General features: G+C 65.3%; 17 protein-coding genes and 1 pseudogene. 15 read left to right on the top strand and 3 right to left on the bottom strand.

The genetic code is table 11. From position 1 onward, the window contains the following. The first annotated feature begins 20 nt into the window (after window positions 1–20). From QA649_RS38670 to QA649_RS38650, 5 genes are all read left to right on the top strand, one after another. Complete coding sequence (locus tag QA649_RS38670) at window positions 21–761, top strand: TetR/AcrR family transcriptional regulator (protein WP_283021729.1); 741 nt, start codon at window positions 21–23, stop codon at window positions 759–761. Window positions 762–882: 121 nt separating this feature from the next. Then, window positions 883–1,380, top strand: coding sequence for a DUF2852 domain-containing protein (locus tag QA649_RS38665; RefSeq protein ID WP_283021728.1), 498 nt, complete (start codon window positions 883–885; stop codon window positions 1,378–1,380). A gap of 303 nt (window positions 1,381–1,683) precedes the next feature. After that, complete coding sequence (locus tag QA649_RS38660; protein WP_283021727.1) at window positions 1,684–1,851, top strand: hypothetical protein; 168 nt, start codon at window positions 1,684–1,686, stop codon at window positions 1,849–1,851. A gap of 54 nt (window positions 1,852–1,905) precedes the next feature. Further along, the gene (locus QA649_RS38655; protein WP_283021726.1) at window positions 1,906–2,160 is read left to right on the top strand and encodes a hypothetical protein; all 255 of its coding nucleotides are present in this window, start codon (window positions 1,906–1,908) and stop codon (window positions 2,158–2,160) included. Next, entirely contained in the window at window positions 2,157–2,321 is a 165-nt protein-coding gene (locus QA649_RS38650) for a hypothetical protein (protein ID WP_283021725.1), read from the top strand. The genes QA649_RS38655 and QA649_RS38650 overlap by 4 nt, the downstream gene beginning before the upstream one ends. Here the strand turns inward: QA649_RS38650 and QA649_RS38645 are convergent. Continuing rightward, complete coding sequence (locus tag QA649_RS38645) at window positions 2,308–3,471, bottom strand: fatty acid desaturase (protein ID WP_283021724.1); 1,164 nt, start codon at window positions 3,469–3,471, stop codon at window positions 2,308–2,310. The genes QA649_RS38650 and QA649_RS38645 overlap by 14 nt on opposite strands. Before the next feature lie 314 nt (window positions 3,472–3,785). On the opposite strand from QA649_RS38645, the gene QA649_RS38640 reads away from it, so the two are divergent. Next, window positions 3,786–4,553: a serine acetyltransferase gene (locus QA649_RS38640; protein WP_283026199.1), complete on the top strand. Its 768-nt coding sequence runs from the start codon at window positions 3,786–3,788 to the stop codon at window positions 4,551–4,553. A gap of 15 nt (window positions 4,554–4,568) precedes the next feature. Here the strand turns inward: QA649_RS38640 and QA649_RS38635 are convergent, their stop codons facing one another. Together QA649_RS38635 and ggt are read right to left on the bottom strand one after the other, a co-directional pair. Then, window positions 4,569–5,087, bottom strand: a complete 519-nt coding sequence (locus QA649_RS38635; protein WP_283021723.1) for a DUF2231 domain-containing protein — start codon at window positions 5,085–5,087, stop codon at window positions 4,569–4,571. Window positions 5,088–5,307: 220 nt separating this feature from the next. Next, window positions 5,308–7,014, bottom strand: a pseudogene (ggt, locus tag QA649_RS38630) (gamma-glutamyltransferase). Window positions 7,015–7,697: 683 nt separating this feature from the next. On the opposite strand from ggt, the gene tolQ reads away from it, so the two are divergent. From tolQ to tilS, 9 genes are all read left to right on the top strand, one after another. Next, window positions 7,698–8,414: a protein TolQ gene (gene tolQ, locus QA649_RS38625; RefSeq protein ID WP_018641591.1), complete on the top strand. Its 717-nt coding sequence runs from the start codon at window positions 7,698–7,700 to the stop codon at window positions 8,412–8,414. A 43-nt stretch (window positions 8,415–8,457) separates the two neighbouring features. Continuing rightward, window positions 8,458–8,910 (top strand): protein TolR, encoded by a 453-nt coding sequence (gene tolR, locus QA649_RS38620; RefSeq protein ID WP_283021722.1) that lies wholly within the window; start codon window positions 8,458–8,460, stop codon window positions 8,908–8,910. Between the two features lie 4 nt (window positions 8,911–8,914). Beyond that, complete coding sequence (locus tag QA649_RS38615) at window positions 8,915–9,874, top strand: protein TolA (protein ID WP_283021721.1); 960 nt, start codon at window positions 8,915–8,917, stop codon at window positions 9,872–9,874. A gap of 23 nt (window positions 9,875–9,897) precedes the next feature. Then, on the top strand, window positions 9,898–11,262 hold the full coding sequence (gene tolB / locus QA649_RS38610) for a Tol-Pal system beta propeller repeat protein TolB (RefSeq protein WP_283021720.1): 1,365 nt from the start codon (window positions 9,898–9,900) through the stop codon (window positions 11,260–11,262). A 236-nt stretch (window positions 11,263–11,498) separates the two neighbouring features. Then, complete coding sequence (locus QA649_RS38605) at window positions 11,499–13,832, top strand: EAL domain-containing protein (RefSeq protein WP_260388467.1); 2,334 nt, start codon at window positions 11,499–11,501, stop codon at window positions 13,830–13,832. A 177-nt stretch (window positions 13,833–14,009) separates the two neighbouring features. Beyond that, window positions 14,010–14,735 (top strand): hypothetical protein, encoded by a 726-nt coding sequence (locus QA649_RS38600; RefSeq protein WP_283021719.1) that lies wholly within the window; start codon window positions 14,010–14,012, stop codon window positions 14,733–14,735. Window positions 14,736–14,984: 249 nt separating this feature from the next. Continuing rightward, window positions 14,985–15,473, top strand: a complete 489-nt coding sequence (pal, locus tag QA649_RS38595; protein WP_018641585.1) for a peptidoglycan-associated lipoprotein Pal — start codon at window positions 14,985–14,987, stop codon at window positions 15,471–15,473. A 188-nt stretch (window positions 15,474–15,661) separates the two neighbouring features. Then, window positions 15,662–16,726: a tol-pal system protein YbgF gene (gene ybgF / locus QA649_RS38590; RefSeq protein WP_283021718.1), complete on the top strand. Its 1,065-nt coding sequence runs from the start codon at window positions 15,662–15,664 to the stop codon at window positions 16,724–16,726. A gap of 82 nt (window positions 16,727–16,808) precedes the next feature. Further along, a complete protein-coding gene (gene tilS, locus QA649_RS38585; RefSeq protein ID WP_283021717.1) occupies window positions 16,809–17,873 on the top strand; it encodes a tRNA lysidine(34) synthetase TilS in 1,065 nt (354 codons plus the stop codon). The last annotated feature ends 70 nt before the right edge of the window (window positions 17,874–17,943 follow it).

Raw genomic sequence — 17,943 nt, 5'->3', positions numbered from 1 at the left:
CTCATGTAAAAGCCGTTCACATGAGCTGGCGCAAGGAGCAGCGCCGCGCCGAGCGCGGCTACCACCACGGAAATCTGAAGGAAGCCCTGTTGCAGGCCGCCCTCGGGCTGATCGCCGAGAAGGGGGCGGCCGGCTTCACCTTCGCCGATGCCGCGCGCATGGCCGGTGTCAGTGCGGCGGCGCCTTACCGGCATTTCCGCGATCGCGACGAGCTCTTGTCCTCGATCGCCCAGCGCGGCTTCGAGCAGTTCGAGGCGCGCCTCACTGCAGCCTGGGACGACGGCCGTCCCGATACGGTCACCGCGTTCGAGCGCGTCGGCAAGGCCTATCTCGCCTTCGCCCGCGAGGAGCCGGCGTTCTACAACGCGATGTTCGAATCGGGCCTGCCGGTCGATGCCAATCCGGCACTGCAGGCCGCCAGCGAACGCGCCTTCAACATCATCCGCGCCGCCGCCGAACGGCTTGCTGCGCTGGCTCCGCCCGGCACGCCGCGGCCGCCGGCGATGATGATGGCGCTGCACATCTGGTCGATGGCGCATGGCGTCGCCTCGTTGTTCTCGCGTGGCGATGCCGCGCGGCGAAAGCTGCCGATGTCGCCGGACGAGCTGCTCGAGGCCGAGGTCCTGATCTATCTGCGCGGGCTCGGCTTCCCGACCGACCGCCGACCGCCGGCCAACGGCGCCGAGCCGCCGCCGGTGCCGCCGGAGGCCTCCTCCGCTTCGGGGGTGCCACCCGGTGGTCCCTGGGGCAAGCCGAAATAAAGTTGCGCAAATAATCACGCGGGCGTGTCAGGCGGCCAGCTTGACAAAATCGCGGGATCGTCTAGCTATGTAAATGTTATTTACATTCACAACGGCGCTGGTGCCGTGATGGAGATGGGAAATGGCCTACACCGCTGATGTCAATCGATGGCGCGGCCCTTCGGATCAATACCAACAGTACGAGCGTCCCCGCATGCTCGACACGCCCTGGCATCCCGGCTGGATCGCCGTGACCATTCTCGGCTTCATCATCTGGTGGCCGATCGGACTTGCCCTTCTCTTTTTCACACTCGGGAGCAGAAGAATGTCGTGCTGGAGCCACCAGGATCGCTGGCAGAACAAGATGGAAAAGATGCAGTACAGGATGGACCGCATGCGCGACCGCATGGAGCGCCGCGGCTTCGGCTTCGGCTTTGGCTTCGGCCCGCCGTCCTCCGGCAACCGCGCCTTCGACGAATACCGCACCGAGACCCTGCAGCGGCTCGAGGAAGAGCAGCGCGAGTTCAAGGATTTCCTGACCCGTCTGCGTCACGCCAAGGACAAGGAAGAGTTCGACCAGTTCATGGCGCAGCACAAGACGCGCCCGACCCCGCCGCCGACCGACCAGCAGCAAGGCTGATCCGACGGTTCGCACCTCTCAAAGCCTTCAGGCGCATGCCCCCAAAGTCCTGATGGCCCCGAGCCGCCCGTCTGCGCAACCCGCAGGCGGGCGGTTTGGTTTTTAACCTCTCCCCGCTTGCGGGGAGAGGTCGACGCGCGGCGGGTGAGGGGGTACAGGTCTCTCGACGACCTCGCGTGCGGAGAGAGGTCCATCACCCGACCCTCCCAGCGCGAGCGAAGCTCGTCGCGGCCCCGTAAGAACGGGGAGAGGGAGTAGATCGACTCCCCGAACCGTCACACGGTTCACCGACACCAAAGACGCATGGATCTCCGCACCCGCCTGCTGATCGGCGTGACCGCCTTCGCGGTGCTCGGCTATGTCAGCTTCGTCTATGGCAGCTGCGCGCTCGATCCCGATTGCCACTTCCGCCTCTGCCCCGGCGGGCGCTCGCTCTGTGGTGTCGATCACGCACACGTGCAGGACCGCTAGAACCGATTTCGCGCCCGGCCCGACCAAGCCCTGACAGCGCCAACGGGCACCGCCATGACGAACGAAGGCAAGGAGATCATCCGGGACACTGCGCGACTTGAGCGCGCGGCGACGCTGTTCGATCGGTTCGGGGACTATATTCCGCTGACGATCGCATTCGTCAATCACTGGCCGACCGAGATCAAGTTCTATCCCGAATTCGTGGTCGGAAATGCCTGGAAGGTCCTTCTCAGCCTCGGCCTCTATCAACTCGCCGCGTTCGCGCTGCGGCGCGCCGTCAAGTTTGCGACAGCGGAGCTTGCCCCATGATCTTGCTGCGCGATTTCTTGCTCTTCGTCCTTCCGGCCCTCGTCGCGGCGGGCGGCTGGCTTTATACGCTCAGACTGCGCAGGCGGGCGCGGCCGGGCCGCGCGCGCGAGGGCACGCGTCCCGGCGGCAGCAGCGGTGCCGAAAAGTTCAGCGCACCGTGACGAGCTGCGCGCGAACCGACGTCAGGAAGTGCTCGTAGGCGTGGTCGACGATCTCGTTGAGTGATCGCGTCCGCGCGAACATCGCCCTGGCCTCGGTGAGAAACTCGTCGCGGGTCGGGATCTTCGGCAGGTGCAGATGCGTCAGCGCATCGACACCTTCGTGGGCGCGATTGAAGATGTCGTGCAGCGTCGGCAGTTGCAGCTGGGCGAGGTCAGCGCGGTGCAGCGCCGACGAGATCGCGTGCGCCAGAGCGTGAGCATCGAATCGTCCGGCAAGCTGGTGGGCCGCCCGATTGATGACCCGTGCGCCGAGCGGCTGCTCGTTGCGCAGCACCAGTTCGGGCGGCGCCTTCATGTTCCAGACGATGCCGAACCAGGACAGGACCTTCAGGATGTAATAGGTCACGTCGACTTCCCACCAGCGAAAGCCTTGTCGCACGCTGCTCTGGTAGGCGTGGTGATTGTTATGCCAGCCCTCTCCCAGGGTGAGTAACGCCAGCAGCCAGTTGTTGCGGGAATCGTCGCCCGTCACGTAGCGCTTGCGTCCGTGCACATGGGCGAGGGAGTTGATGCAGAAGGTGGCGTGATACACCAGCACCGTGCTCCACAGGAAGCCGACGATCAGACCCGACCACCCCGCAACCAGGAAGCAGAGCGCTGAAAGCACAACGGCCGGCAGCAGCTCCAGCCGATGCAGCCACATCAGCTCCGGATAGACCGTGAGATCACCGACTTTCACGAGGTCGGTGGCGTCATGCTGCCGGTAGAAAATCCAGCCGACATGGCTGTACAGGAAGCCGCGTTGGCGCGGCGAATGCACGTCCAATTCGGTATCGGAATGCAGGTGATGATGCCGATGCTTGGCCGCCCACCACAAGACGCTCTTCTGCGCGGTGCTTTGTGCGAGAACGGCCAGGACGAACTGAAACACCCGGCTGGTGGCAAAAGCCTTGTGCGAGAAATAGCGGTGGTAACCTGCTCCGATTGCGAACATGCGCACGACGTACAGCGAACCGCAGATCGCGACGGCCTGCCAGGTGACGCCCGACCAGATGGCGGCGAAGCAGCCGAGATGGACCAGCACGAACGGTATGGCGGAGGGGTACATGACGTCGTCGTGATGGTCGTCGGCGGGAGCGTTGGGCGACATGCTTCGGTGTGACCTCGAGTGGGGGGATCTCTGGAATTTGTCTCGGCAGCGCAGGAGGACGCCGGGTATGAAAAACCCGCGGATGGCGGACCACCGCGGGGGCTGGGACAGGATGCCTTGCGCGGACATCCCCGGCCGAAGCAGCGTCGGCCGAAACGCGATGGACTATATGGTTGCGGGTGCCTGGCATGCAAGCTCGTAGCCTCACGGGGACCTGCGGCATGTTGCGAGGCGTGTCACGCCTGCCGCCGGCGCGGCGTGGCGCGCGGGCTGCCCACGGCCTATATTCGACAGGTGAGAAGGATGGGGCGGCGATGATGGCGGCTGCGACCTCGATGAGCGACAGTCTCTGGCAGGACATACGCGATGAAGCGCGGCGCACGATGGCGGCCGATCCCGTCTTCGGCAAGTCCCTTGCCGATACAGTCCTGATCCATGGCGATTTTGCTGCCGCCCTGGCCGATCTGATCGGACGCAGGCTTGGCGGCTCCGCGGCGGAGCGGGCGCGTTTCACCACCTTTTCCCTTGACGCCTTTCGCAGCCAGCCGGACCTGATCGAGACCGCTGGCCGCGACTTGCAGGGCATCGCGCGTCGCGATCCCGCCATCGCCGAGCTGTTGCCGCCATTGCTGCATTACAAGGGCTACGTCGCGCTGCAAGCCTGGCGCGTCTCGCACTGGCTCTGGCATCGCGGCCATATCGATGCGGCGCTGCTGTTCCAGAACGAGGCCTCGAACGCCTTGCAGGTCAGCATCCACCCCGCCGCCAGCATCGGATCGGCGGTCTATCTCGACCACGCCACCGGCATCGTGATCGGCGCGAATGTGGTGATCGGCGACGACGTCACCATCCTGCAGAACGTCAGCATCGGCCGTCGCAGCGAGCTGCCGGCGCGTTCACCCCGCATCGGCCGCGGCGTCTACATCAGCGGCGGTGCGACCATCCTCGGCGACATCAGCATCGGCGATTTCGCCAAGATCGGCGCCGGCACGCTTCTGACGTCGGACGTTCCCGCCGGCTGCACCGCGGTCGGCAATCCCGCGCGATTGACCAACTGCCCCGAACCGGCCTCCGCGGCTTGAGGCGCCATCACGCCATCAGGCGGCGCGGCGATGGCTCTCGCCGCCATGGGGCGGCGTGACCGGCTCCGAGCTGGTCTGGCCCGGTGCATCCAGCACCGCAACGTGATGGCGATAGACCATCTCCCAGCCCTTCCATCCCGTGAACAGCAGGATGCTGACCACGATCAGCGACAGCACCACGCCCCAGGGCTTGATCGCGGCCTCGCTGCCTTGCGCATAGCGCAGATAGAAGTTGACCAGCGCCAGCACCACCGCCGCAAGATTGCCGACCATGTGGTACCAGGCATCGTTGAGACGGCGGATGCGGGGTTCATTCAGGAAATCGGTAAAGCCGGCAGCGGCGGCAACCAGCGCCATGATGATGCCGGCGCCGATCAGCCACATTGCAGCCCTGGCCCAGAAACCGTCGCCGGTTCCAATAAAGGCCAGATCGGCAATGGGCGCGCCGACCAGGAAGGCGACGGGGAACGGGATGATCATGGGGTGGAGCGGGTGATCGCCGATGGCGGCGGTCGTCTTGGGGTTGATGCTCATGGCAATGCCTCGCCAAAAGTGATTTTCCGGACAATTTTTGGGACGAGGGGAGGTTCCTCCGGTTGCACGGTGCACGCGGAACCGTCGTGCCCCGGGCGCAGCGCAGCGTCCCTTCGACAATGCGCTGCTGAGCCGGGGCCCATCTCGCCGCAGGTCGCGCGGTGCTCCCGCAGGGGGCAAAGCACTCCGCTTCGCGCCTTTGCCCACCCTGCGAGGTCTCTCAATACCCGGCCGCCAGCCCGCTGTTGCGGCGCGGATCGTTCGCACCGTAGTAGCGATTGTTGCCGACCTGCTTGCCGTCGAGCGACGGCGCGCCGACGATGATGACCGCGAGATGGTTCGCAGGTTGCGGCGGCCCGAATTTGTGGCCCATGCCCGCCAGAATCTTGCGCGTGTCCGGCGACAGCGCGTAGTTCTCGACATTGGTCAGGTCAGGCAGCCACTGCTGGTGGATGCGCGGCATGTCGACGGCTTCCTGCGCGTTCATGCCGTAGTCGATGGCGTTGATCATGGTTTGCAGCACGGCCGTGATGATGCGGCTGCCGCCGGGCGTGCCCACCACCATCACCGGCTTGCCGTCCTTGCTGACGATGGTCGGGCTCATCGAGGAGAGCGGCCGCTTGCCGGGCGCGATGGCGTTGGCCTCGCCCTGCACCAGTCCATACAGGTTCGGAACGCCAACCTTGGCGGTGAAGTCATCCATTTCATCATTGAGCAGCACGCCGGTCTTTGCCGCCGTGACCTTGGCGCCGAACCAGTCGTTCAGCGTGTAGGTGACGGACACGGCGTTGCCGTCCTTGTCCGCGATTGAATAGTGCGTGGTGTTGCTGCCCTCGTGCGGCTCTGTGCCCGGCTTGATGTCCTTGGAGACGCCGGCCTTGTTCGGGTCGATCACGGCGCGGATCTTGGCCGCGTAAGCCTTGTCGAGCAGGCGGTCGAGCGGATTCTTCACGAAGTCGGGGTCGCCGAGATAGCTGTTGCGGTCGACATAAGCGTGCCGCATCGCTTCGATCTGCACGTGCATGGCAGCTGCGGAGTGATAGCCCAGCTCCTTGAGCGGATAGCCTTCCAGGATATTCAGGATTTCGCAGATGATGACGCCGCCCGAGCTCGGCGGCGGTGCGGAAACCACGTGATAGCCGCGATAGTCGCATTCGACAGGTGCGAGCTCGCGCGTCTTGTAGCCGTCGAGGTCGTCCTGCGTCAGCAGGCCTTTGCCGGCCTGGCTGGATGCCACGATGGCGCTGCCGACCCAGCCCTTATAGAAGCCGTCGGTGCCCTTGGTGCTGATCTCGCGCAGGGTTTTCGCCAGCTCGGATTGCATCAGCCTGTCGCCCACGCCGAACGGCTGGCCGTTGTTGAGGAAGATGGCGCTGGATGCCGGGTCGTCCTTGAAATCGTCGGTTGCCGTGCGCAGCAGGTCGATGTCGCCCTGGTCGAGCACAAATCCCTGTTCGGCGAGCTGGATCGCGGGAGCGAGCAGGTCGGCGCGCTTCATGGTGCCTTATTTTTCGCGCGCATATTCCATACCCGAGACGGACCCCGGCACGCCCACGGCCAGATGGCCCTTGGTCGAGATGCCCTTGATGACGTTGCCGTCCTTGTCGAGATACATATTGGCCGTCGCCCCCTTGGGAGCCGTCTCGCGAAAATCGAGGAAGGTTTTGCGGCCGTCGGCGAGCTGAATCGTCATGAAGCCGCCACCGCCGAGATTGCCGGCCGCCGGATAGACGACGGCAAGGGCATAACCGACGGCCACAGCAGCATCGACGGCATTGCCGCCGCGCTTGAGCACCTCGACGCCCACCTGTGTCGCCAGATGCTGCGCGGACACCACCATGCCGTTTTCCGCGGCGACAGGCGCAACCGATGCCGCGCGCGCGGGACCGGATGTGACGAGACAGATCGATACGACCGCGGCGGTCATCCACCGCAGATTTGTTTGTGGCTTCGGCATGGGGAGTTCCTCAGGGCTGGCCGGTGCTGTCGGCACGTTGTTGTCCGCGCACGGACCCTATCAGCTCGCGGGCGCAGAGGGAGCACGAGGAGTGGTGACGCACGATGTCCGCCAAGGCGCACCCTGCGCTCCCTCCCCCCTTGCGGGGGAGGGCGGGGGAGAGGGGTGGCCCGGGAAACGGTGTTTATCGTGCGCCCGATTTCTTCGTCACACGAGGAGTCCCCGTGGGAACCCCTCTCCCTAACCCTCCCCCGCAAGGGGAGGGAACCGACCCTATTCGGGGCGGGCAGCTTTCACCCCGGCAACGCCACGCGGCATCCTGTCCCGCCCCGCCAGCCCCCATCCCCCTGCGCCGCCAGCCTTTCCCGCGGCCAAATTCGCCGCCGGTAACCCCGCATTAACCATCGGCGGGCTCTGGTAAGGGTGGACAGGCGTGCCCGGAGCCCGAAGTCAAGGCGTGGGGCCAAGGCCCCTTAGTTTTGACATCTTGGCAGGGAATGCAGGCGGCCGGCTTTGGACGAGCCCTGCACCCCAGAAAGACAAGGCTTTGAGCGGGCTTGCCGGCTGCGCGGTTGGCGCGGCGGTTGGGGAACCGGCAGTCATTTGCTGGCCGGGACATGAGGTTTAGAGATCGCCTTGAGAGGATACTGCTTATGAATCCGGCCGACGTGGCTCAGTCAGCCCTTCCGGTTGCCGCTTCCGCGGACGTATCGCTGATCGCGCTGTTCTGGCAGGCTCACTGGATCGTGAAAGCGGTGATGCTGGGACTTCTGTCCTGCTCGGTCTGGGTCTGGGCGATCGCCATCGACAAGATCTTCCTGTTTGCCCGTACCCGCCGCTCGATGGACCGGTTCGAGCAGGCCTTCTGGTCGGGCGAGTCGATCGAGGAGCTCTATCGCACGCTCTCGGCCAAGCCGACGCATTCCATGGCGGCCTGCTTCGTGGCGGCGATGCGCGAGTGGAAGCGCTCGTTCGAGAGCCATGCCCGCTCGGTCGCGGGCCTGCAGATGCGGATCGACAAGGTCATGAACGTCTCGATCGCCCGCGAGGTCGAGCGGCTGGAACGCCGCCTCCTGGTGCTCGCCACCGTCGGCTCCGCCGGCCCCTTCGTCGGCCTGTTCGGCACTGTTTGGGGCATCATGTCGAGCTTCCAGTCGATCGCGGCGTCGAAAAATACCTCCCTTGCGGTGGTAGCCCCCGGTATTGCCGAGGCGCTGTTTGCGACCGCCGTCGGCCTTATCGCCGCCATTCCTGCCACTATTTTCTACAATAAGTTCACGTCCGAGGTGAACCGGCAGGCCCAGCGGCTCGAGGGCTTCGCTGATGAATTTTCAGCCATTTTGTCCCGTCAGATCGACGAGCGGGGCTGACGGACGGCATGTATAGTGTGAAGGGCAATTTGGGCACGCGATCATGGCCATGAACGTTGCGAGTTCGTCCGGAGGCGGCGGGCGCCGTGGCCGGCGCAAGCCCGTCGTGGCCGAGATCAACGTCACGCCGATGGTCGACGTGATGCTGGTGCTGCTCATCATCTTCATGGTGTCGGCGCCGATGCTGACGGTCGGCGTGCCGCTCGACCTGCCGCAGACCCAAGCCAAGAGCCTCGAAAACAACGACCAGAAGCCGCTGCAGATGTCGGTCGACATCAAGGGCAAGGTCTTCATCAACGACGCCGAGATCGCGATCAACGAGCTGGTGCCCAAGCTGAAGGCGATCACGGACGCGCGCGGCGGGCTCGAGGAGCGCATCTATCTGCGCGCCGACAAGAAGGCGGATTACGGCACGGTGGCCAAGGTAATGGGCCTGTTGTCCGGTGCCGGATTCAAGAAGCTCGCCCTCGTCACGGAAGCGGATCAGGGGTCCTAGGCCGGTGAAGGTGAACGTCGACAAGACACTCGTTGCGTCGATTGCCCTCCACGTCCTCGTGCTTGGATGGGGGCTCGTCACCTTTAGCAGCAAGGCCTACATCGCTCCGGAGGAGTCGCTTCCGGTCGACATCATCTCCACCGATCAGCTCGCCAAGATGATGGCCGGGCAGAAGACCGGCAAGAAGGAAGAGCTGAAGCCCAAGGTCGAGAAGATCGCCGAGGCCAAGCCCGAAGAGGATGCCGTCGGCAAGGTCACCGAGAAGAAAGAGCTGATCAAGACCAACTCGCAGCCGGAGCCGCCGCCGAAGCCCGTCGAGAAGCCGGTCGAGAAGAAGCCCGAGCCGCCGAAGCCGGTTGCCGAGGCCAAGCCGAAGGAAGAGCCGAAGCCGCAGGAAAAGAAGCCTGATCCGGCCAAGGAAGATCCGATCGCCGAGCTCCAGAAGAAGCTGGACACCAAGAAGCCGCCGCCGAAGCCGGTCGAGCAGAAGGTTGCGGCGGTGCAGCCGCAACAGCAGCCGAAGCCCAAGGAGCGCAGCTTCGATCCCGCGCAGATCCAGCGTGACCTCGACAAGCGCGCCGCGACCCGGCACGAGCAGATCGGCTCGGCGCTGAATGCGTCGGCCTCGCTGGGAGCGGCGACCGGGACCGCGTCCAACAACGTCGCGACCTGGCGCGGTGCATTCCAGGGCGCGGTCAAGCGCTGCTTCACGCCCACCTATAACGGCCAGGACGCCGATCAATACGAGGCTGACATCGACATTCCCATGAAGATCGATGGATCGCTCGCATCCGAGCCCATCGTCGTTGCGGTGAGGGGACCGTCGCGGTCGATCGCCCAGGCGGTAGCCGAGAGCGCCAAGCGCGCCATCGTGCAGTGCCAGGTCTATTCGTTCATGCCGAAGCAACAGTACGAGAGCTGGAAGCTCATTCCGATGACTTTCGGCCTGAAAGATATGTTGTGACATCCGAACAAAAGAATTTTGCAATGAATGACGCCCTGTCGATCACCCGCCGCCGCTTCATGACGCTCACCGGATCGGCGCTTGCCATGCTCGGGGGCGGACATGCGTTCGCTCAAGGCCAGCCGCGACTGCGCATCGATCCCACCGAATTCCAGCCGATCCCGATCGCGATCTCCGGTTTCGTGCCGGGCTCGCCGTCCGACGGCGACGTCGGCAACGGCGTCACCCAGGTCATCACCAACAACCTGAAGCGCTCGGGCCTGTTCGCACCGATCGACCAGGCCGCCTTCATCGAGCGCATCAGCAATATCGACGTCGCGCCCCAATTCCAGAACTGGAAGACCATCAACGCGCAGGCCCTCGTCACCGGCCGCATGACGCGGCAGCCGGACGGCCGCCTCAAGGCCGAATTCCGCCTGTGGGACGTCGTCACCGGCCAGCAGCTCGCGGGACAGCAATATTTCACGTCGCCGGAATATTGGCGCCGCATCGCCCACATCATCTCCGACCAGATCTACGAGCGCATGACCGGCGAGAAGGGCTATTTCGACAGCCGCGTCGTGTTCGTCGACGAGACCGGCCCGAAGGAGCGCCGCGTCAAGCGGCTTGCGATGATGGACCAGGACGGCGCCAATGTGCGCTATCTGACCCGTGGCTCCGACCTCGTGCTGACGCCGCGCTTCTCGCCGAACTCGCAAGAGATCACCTACATGGAGTTCGGCCAGGGTGATCCGAAGGTCTATCTCTTCAACATCGAGACCGGCCAGCGCGAAATCGTCGGCAACTTCCCCGGCATGACCTTTGCGCCGCGCTTCTCGCCGGACGGCCAGCGCGTCATCATGAGCCTGCAGCAGGGCGGCAATTCCAACCTGTTCGTGATGGATCTGCGCTCGCGCTCGACCACGCGCCTCACCGACACGCCGGCGATCGACACGTCTCCGTCCTACTCGCCGGATGGCACCCGCATCTGCTTCGAGTCCGATCGCGGTGGCAGGTCGCAGATCTACGTGATGGCCGCGGGCGGGGGACAGGCGCAGCGCATCTCCTTCTCCAAGGACGACACCAACGCCAGCTATTCGACACCGGTGTGGTCGCCGAAGGGCGATTACATCGCCTTCACCAGACAGGGCGGCGGGCAGTTCTCGATCGGCGTCATGAAGCCTGACGGCAGCGGCGAGCGGCTGCTCACCTCCGGCTTCCACAACGAGGGTCCGACCTTCTCGCCGAACGGCCGCGTGTTGATGTTCTTCCGCGATCCCGGCGGCAACGGCGGACCGTCGCTGTACTCGGTCGACATCTCCGGACGCAACGAGCTGAAGGTGCCGACGCCGGGCTTCGCCTCCGACCCGGCATGGTCGCCGCTATTGTCCTCGACGGCTGGCCAATAAATCGCGCCTTCAGACGCGAGATGTTTCCGAAAAAAAGCGCCGATTTTTTCGCGTTCGGTGGGGAAAGCAAGCTTTCCTTCACCTTGTGCCCGGCAACGCTTGCCTAGTTGCTTGATATTTCAGCGGAATCGAGTTCGCAATTGCCGAAAAACAACTCGACTTTAACGATGTTCCCTCAGAAAGGCTTCACCTGGGCTGGGTAAAAGTACGCTCTAAACAGGACGCGTAATTAGCCAATGCAGCTGGCCGACCAGAAGCAGAGCGATCGAGACGAGCTGGAGCCGATACTCTACGCCGCTCTGATCAACTCTATGGTGCAGAATTTCTGGGCGATCTTCCTCGGCTCGGCCTCCGCGGCCGTGGCCGCGGTCATGACTGCGCTGAAGACCGGCGACGTCTGGCTGTGGCCGCTCGCATTTCTGCTGATCGCCATCGGCACTGCGCGCGCGTTCCAGATGCGCGGATACGAGAACCGCGCGCACCCGCTGTCGTTCGAAGAAGCCAAGCATCTGGAGCCGCGCTACTGGTTCGGCGCGCTCAGCTATGCGGCGGTACTCGGCATATGGTCCTTCGTCGTCATCTACAACAACGAGGATCCGGTGGCCGACATGCTCGCTGTCGCCATCGGCATCGGCTACACCGCCGGCGGCGCCGCCCGCAATTACGGCCAGCCCCGGGTGATCCAATGGCACGTCGCGCTCGCCTGCGGTCCGATGTCGCTCGGGCTGCTGCTGCACGGCGGCCCCTACCACGTCGGTCTTGCGATCCTGCTCATGTTCTTCTTCATCGGCTTGAAGAACATCAACCTCAGCCTGCATGCGATCTTCGTCAAGGCGCTGACCTCGAGCTTCCGCGAATCCGCGCTGGCGAGCCAGTTCGACACCGCGCTCAACAACATGCCGCATGGCCTGTGCATGTTTCGCGCCGACCGGCGCCTCGCGGTGATGAACCATCGCTTCGGCGAGCTGATGGGCCTGCCCGAGGACCTGGTCAAGCGCGGCGCCACCGCGGCCGACATCGTGTCGGCCTGCATCGCCGCCGGCTCCATCTCGGCGGAGAGCGGCAACCAGATCCTGGCCGAGATCGCCCATGCGCGGATCTGCGAGATCGTCACCGCCGATCCGGATCTTTCGCGCGGCCGTACCCTGGCCTGGACGTTCCAGCCGATGACCGGCGGCGGCACCGTGCTGCTGCTGGAAGACATCACCGAGCGCACCAACGCAGAAGCCCGCATCAGCCATCTCGCCCGCTATGACGAGCTCACCGCACTGCCCAACCGGGTCTCGTTCCGCGACGAGATCGAACGGCTGCTGGCCTTTGCCCACCACGCCGAACGGCTCTCGGCGCTGCTGTTCGTCGACCTCGACCAGTTCAAGCAGGTCAACGACACGCTCGGCCACCCCTGCGGCGACCAGCTCCTGTGCGCGGTCGCCAATCGCCTGCGCGAGATGCTGCGGCCCGAGGATTTCGTCGCCCGCTTCGGCGGCGACGAGTTCGTCGTGTTCCAGCAGAACATCTCGTCGGCCGAGGACGCCGCGAGCCTCGCCCGCCGCATCGTCGAGCGCCTGAGCGAGCGCTACCGCATCGACAATCACCTGGTCGAGATCGGCGCCAGCGTCGGCATCGCGCTGACCTCGCCGGACGGCAAGGTCAGCGCCGACACGCTGCTCAAGAATGCCGACATGGCGCTGTACCGCGCCAAGGCCGACGGCCGCGGCACCTTCTGCTTCTTCCGCGACGAGATGGCGGCGACCGTCGAGGCGCGCCGCATCCTCGAGCTCGACCTGCGCAAGGCGCTCGCCAACGAGGAGTTCGAGCTGTTCTACCAGCCGCTGGTCAACCTCAAGTCCGGCAAGATCACGACCTGCGAGGCGCTGCTGCGCTGGAATCATCCGGTGCGCGGCACGGTTTCGCCAGTCGACATCATCCCGGTCGCCGAGGACATGGGCCTGATCGTCGATCTCGGCCGCTGGATCCTGCGCCGCGCCTGCATGGAATGCATGAAGTGGCCGGAGAGCGTCAGCGTCGCCGTCAACTTCTCGCCGCAGCAATTCCACCAGCGCGACGTGCTGAGCGAGATCCGCTACGCGCTGGAGGTCTCGGGGCTTCCGGCGCATCGCCTCGAGATCGAGATCACCGAGTCCTCGCTGCTGCGCAACACCCAGCTCACCCACGATATCCTGTCGCAGCTGCATGCGCTCGGCGTGCGCATCTCGCTCGACGATTTCGGCACCGGCTATTCCAGCCTCAGCTACCTGCACAATTTCCCGATGCAGAAGGTGAAGATCGACCGCTCCTTCCTGGAAGGAATCGACACCGACCGGCCGCTGACGCTGCTGCGCGGCGTGGCACGCCTGTCGGCCGATCTCGGCATGGCGGTCGTGGTCGAGGGCATCGAGACCAACGAGCAGCTCGAGCTGATCAGCGCCGACGGCACCGTGTCCGAGGCGCAAGGTTATCTGTTCAGCCGTCCGGTCCCCGCCGTGCGGATGCGCCAGCTCCTCAACGCCTCGCATGGACGGCGCGGCGAGAGCCTGCTCCAGGTCGTGGGCTCGCGCTCCTTCGCCTGATTCCGCTTCCCGAAATCTCCCGTTGTTTCAACCTGTTGCCGCTACCGTAGTGCTACGGGGGTTAACCCTAACACTTCGATTGCTTTGCTTCATTGTTAAGAAGCTGTTAATAAACCATCACGCGCGTGGAAGTTGTCCCGCGCGGATGCGGTGTGCGGTGGCGGGTAAGGAGTTGGAATGCAGTCCTCAGCCAGAGCGATCATTTCGGCTGTTGGACGGGGTGCCGAGCTCCTGACCGACGTCGACTATCATCTTGCGGAAACGGCCGCGGAGAAGGAGGAGATCTACAATCTCCGCTACCGCGCCTATCTGCGCGAGGGTGCCGTCAAGGAATCTCCTGATACGCGCGTCACCGACCAGTACGACGAATTGCCGAACGCGTGGACCTTCGGCGTCTATCTCCGGGGCAAGCTCTGCAGCTCGGTGCGCATCAGCGTGCTGACCTCGGAATGGCGCCAGTCCACTTCGGCCGACGTCTTTCCCGATATCCTGCTGCCGCGGCTCGATCGCGGCGAGATCATGATCGACCCGACCCGGTTCGTCGCCGATCCCGACCAGGTCAAGCGCGTCCCCGAATTGCCCTATCTGACGACCCGGCTCGCCTACATGGCCTGCGAGCACTTCCATGCCGATCTCGGCCTTGCGATCGTGCGTCCGGAGCATCAGGCCTTCTACCGGCGGGTGTTCCTGCACGAGACCATTGCCGAGCCGCGGCTGGTCCCCGGTCTCACCAAGCCGTTCGGACTGATGGCGGCGGACTTCCCGACCTTCCGCAGGAAGGTGTTCGAGCGCTATCCGATCATGCGCTCCACCGCCTTCGAGCGGCGGATGCTGTTCGGGCGCGGCGGCCAGCGTCAGGTCCCGCAGCGGCGCGCGCTGGTCGCGGACGCCGTTCACGCCTGACCGAAGCACTCCGGCAGCGCAGGGCTCAGGCCCAAAATTCAAGCAAAGCCAGCGATTTTGCCGGCTAACGCGGCTTGCCTTCACCCTCGCGCCACATTTACAACCCATTAACCATGACGGTTGCTTTTCGCTGGTTGGGGGCATTTGACCGGCTGTGGCAAGGTTCCGTCAAGGTTGACGGAACGTTCGCTTAACCAACCCCCTGTAGACCGGACAGCAGTGGACTAACGTGAGCGTGGAGGCTCCGGAATGAAACATCCTATGCGTATCCTCCAGGGATTGAAGCTGGCCGCGGTGCTTGCCGTCGCGCTGTCGATGGGCGCCTGCGCCAACAAGAATGCTGCGACGGATGCGATGGCCAATGCGGCGACGCCGGGCAGCCAGCAGGACTTCGTCGTGAACGTGGGCGACCGCGTGTTCTTCGAGAGCGACCAGACCGATCTGACCCCGCAGGCGATCGTGACCCTGGAGAAGCAGGCGCAGTGGCTCCAGACCTATCCGCGCTACTCTTTCACCATCGAAGGTCATGCCGACGAGCGCGGCACCCGCGAATACAACATCGCGCTCGGCGCCCGCCGTGCCCAGTCGGTGCGTTCGTTCCTCGCCTCGCGCGGCATCGACCCGAACCGCATGCGCACGATCTCCTACGGCAAGGAGCGGCCGGTGGCCGTCTGTAACGACATCTCCTGCTGGTCGCAGAACCGTCGCGCCGTCACCGTGCTGAACGCGAGCTCCTGACGCTTCAGTCAGCCGCCGTTCATCTCCGGGAATAGATCATGCCGGCGCCCTCACGGGCGCCGGTTTCGTTTCAGCGATCTGTGACAGAAACCCCTTTGTAGCAGTCACATTTTTGGCGTACTCCACTTCAATGTGTGGCGCGTCGAAGGTTCCGTCGCAGGCCATTTCGCTTTCGTCGTCAGGGCAAGATGTCATCCAGATTTAAGGTTCTTACCGGCTCCGTGGCGACCGCCGCGCTGCTCTCCCTGTGCGCGCCCGTCCTGGCTCAATCGATCTTGGCTCAGACGGATGACGATCCCGAGATGCGGATCGAGCGGCTGGAGAACCAGCTGCGCCAGCTCACCGGCCAGAACGAGGAACTGCAATACCGCAACCGGCAGCTCGAGGAGCGCCTGCGCGCACTCGAGGGTGGCGCGCAAGGAGCGCCAGGGCAGCAGCCGGTCCAGCCCGGCGTCGCGGCCGTGCCGCCGGCGCAAGTTTCACCCTCTCAGGCCGCGCCGCCCTATCGCCAGCAGCAGGCCGTGCAGCCAGGCTACGAGCAGCCGCAGACCGCAGGCCCCGCGCCGATCGTTCAGGAGCAGCCGGCGCCCGGCGCGCCCGGTACGCGCCGCCGCGGCGATGCCTTCGATCCGAACCAGAATCCGAACGCGCCCGGCGCGCCCCGCGCCCTTGGCGGCGGACAGCAGCCGATGTCGGCGGGAGCCGGCGCGCCCGGCGGCCGCAACGCCGGCGACCCGCTCGATCTCGCCAATACCAGCCCGCGCTACCAGCAAGGCGTGCCGCCCGCGGCCCAGCCGGGCCATCCGCCGGCCCAGCAGGGCTATCCGGCGCAGGGTGGCGGCGCTGGCCTCACGACCTTGCCGCCCTCGGCGACGCCGCGCGACGAGTTCGACCTCGGCATCGGCTACATGCAGCGCAAGGACTATGCGCTGGCCGAGCAGACCATGAAGAACTTTGCGCAGAAATATCCGAACGACCCGCTGCTCGGCGACGCGCAATACTGGCTCGGCGAGAGCTACTTCCAGCGCCAGCAATATCGCGATTCCGCCGAAGCCTTCCTCGCCGTCACCACCAAATACGACAAATCGGCCAAGGCGCCCGATGCGCTGCTGCGGCTCGGCCAGTCGCTCGCCGCGCTGAAGGAGAAGGAGGCCGCCTGCGCCGCCTTCGGCGAGATCGGCCGCAAATATCCGCGCGCCTCCGCCGGCGTCAAAGCCGCGGTCGACCGCGAGCAGAAGCGGGTGAAGTGCTGACATCAGACGTTTGAGCCCTGCCAATGCGGATGGTGCTGCGCTAAACATCGCAACCATCCGCTGGCGATTGCTGGGCAGCGTCATGTCAGACGACGACAATTCACCGATCTCGGCGCGCGCGGCGAAGCAGCTTTTCGCCGGGTTGAAAAGCGCGCCGGCCCTGGTGCTCGCGGTCTCCGGCGGGCCCGATTCCGTCGCGCTGATGTGGCTCGCGGCACGCTGGCAGCGCAGCCTTGCGCGCGGCCCGCGTCTCACCGTCGTCACTGTGGACCACGGCCTGCGTCCGGAGGCGGCGCGCGAGGCGCGCGAGGTCAAGCGGCTCGCGGCCGAACTCGGCCTGCCGCACCGGACCCTGCGCTGGCGCGGCGCCAAGCCGAAGACGGGACTGCCTGCCGCCGCGCGCGAAGCCCGCTACCTGCTCCTCGCACAAGCGGCGCGCGCCGCCGGCGCGAGCCATGTGGTGACCGCCCACACCCGCGATGACCAGGCCGAGACGCTGTTGATGCGCATGCTTCGCGGCAGCGGGCTTGCGGGACTGTCGGCGATGGCACAGCTGACGGAACGCGACGGCATCGCGCTGGCGCGTCCGCTGCTCGACATCCCGAAGTCGCAGCTGATCGCGACCTTGAAGCGGGCGAAGATCGCCTTCGCCGACGATCCCACCAACCGCGACACCGCCTTTACCCGGCCGCGGCTGCGGGCGTTGCTGCCGCAGCTCGCGGCCGAGGGCGGCGACGCCAGAAACCTGGCGCGGCTCGCAGGCCGGCTGGCGCGCGCCAATGCGGCGGTGGAGGTGCTGACTGACGGTGCCGAGCGCTTCCTCCGCTTGAGGGATCGCGACGATGCGCCGCATGGGCCGGGCGTGCGAAGTTTCGACGGGACCGCCTTCGCCAGCCTGCCGGAGGAGGTCCGGCTGCGGCTCCTGCTGCGGGCCATCAACGCCCTCGGCCATGAAGGGCCGGCGGAACTCGGCAAGGTCGAAACTTTGCTGTCCGCGCTCGATCAGGCCTTGGCCGCGGGCTCCCGCGCAGCCGCAAATGGCCGCCCGGTCCTGAAGCAGACCCTTGCGGGAGCCTTGATCAGCCTTGCCCGCGGGCGTATTCACATCGCGCCTGCGCCGGCGCGGCGGTCCCAAAAGGGGACTTGAAGGGCGGAGAGGGCGGATCATGACACCGGCCGCTTCCGCATGCCACCGTCAGGACACCTTAACCAGGCAG

Origin of the sequence: Bradyrhizobium sp. CB1717 (assembly GCF_029714325.1) — a bacterium.
Taxonomy (GTDB): domain Bacteria; phylum Pseudomonadota; class Alphaproteobacteria; order Rhizobiales; family Xanthobacteraceae; genus Bradyrhizobium.
The sequence above is the reverse complement of the archived record's forward strand: the minus strand, read 5'-3'. Positions and strand labels throughout refer to the sequence as shown.

What these genes read in the sequence shown, in the direction of transcription:
- QA649_RS38600 (WP_283021719.1), top strand. Translation starts at nt 14,010, where the DNA reads ATGCAGTCCTCAGCCAGAGCGATCATTTCGGCTGTTGGACGGGGTGCC.
- QA649_RS38660 (WP_283021727.1), top strand. Translation starts at nt 1,684, where the DNA reads ATGGATCTCCGCACCCGCCTGCTGATCGGCGTGACCGCCTTCGCGGTG.
- tolB (WP_283021720.1), top strand. Translation starts at nt 9,898, where the DNA reads ATGAATGACGCCCTGTCGATCACCCGCCGCCGCTTCATGACGCTCACC.
- QA649_RS38655 (WP_283021726.1), top strand. Translation starts at nt 1,906, where the DNA reads ATGACGAACGAAGGCAAGGAGATCATCCGGGACACTGCGCGACTTGAG.
- tolQ (WP_018641591.1), top strand. Translation starts at nt 7,698, where the DNA reads ATGAATCCGGCCGACGTGGCTCAGTCAGCCCTTCCGGTTGCCGCTTCC.
- tolR (WP_283021722.1), top strand. Translation starts at nt 8,458, where the DNA reads ATGGCCATGAACGTTGCGAGTTCGTCCGGAGGCGGCGGGCGCCGTGGC.
- ybgF (WP_283021718.1), top strand. Translation starts at nt 15,662, where the DNA reads ATGTCATCCAGATTTAAGGTTCTTACCGGCTCCGTGGCGACCGCCGCG.
- QA649_RS38645 (WP_283021724.1), bottom strand. Translation starts at nt 3,471, where the DNA reads ATGTCGCCCAACGCTCCCGCCGACGACCATCACGACGACGTCATGTAC.
- QA649_RS38635 (WP_283021723.1), bottom strand. Translation starts at nt 5,087, where the DNA reads ATGAGCATCAACCCCAAGACGACCGCCGCCATCGGCGATCACCCGCTC.
- QA649_RS38670 (WP_283021729.1), top strand. Translation starts at nt 21, where the DNA reads ATGAGCTGGCGCAAGGAGCAGCGCCGCGCCGAGCGCGGCTACCACCAC.
- QA649_RS38605 (WP_260388467.1), top strand. Translation starts at nt 11,499, where the DNA reads ATGCAGCTGGCCGACCAGAAGCAGAGCGATCGAGACGAGCTGGAGCCG.
- tilS (WP_283021717.1), top strand. Translation starts at nt 16,809, where the DNA reads ATGTCAGACGACGACAATTCACCGATCTCGGCGCGCGCGGCGAAGCAG.
- QA649_RS38650 (WP_283021725.1), top strand. Translation starts at nt 2,157, where the DNA reads ATGATCTTGCTGCGCGATTTCTTGCTCTTCGTCCTTCCGGCCCTCGTC.
- QA649_RS38640 (WP_283026199.1), top strand. Translation starts at nt 3,786, where the DNA reads ATGATGGCGGCTGCGACCTCGATGAGCGACAGTCTCTGGCAGGACATA.
- QA649_RS38665 (WP_283021728.1), top strand. Translation starts at nt 883, where the DNA reads ATGGCCTACACCGCTGATGTCAATCGATGGCGCGGCCCTTCGGATCAA.
- pal (WP_018641585.1), top strand. Translation starts at nt 14,985, where the DNA reads ATGAAACATCCTATGCGTATCCTCCAGGGATTGAAGCTGGCCGCGGTG.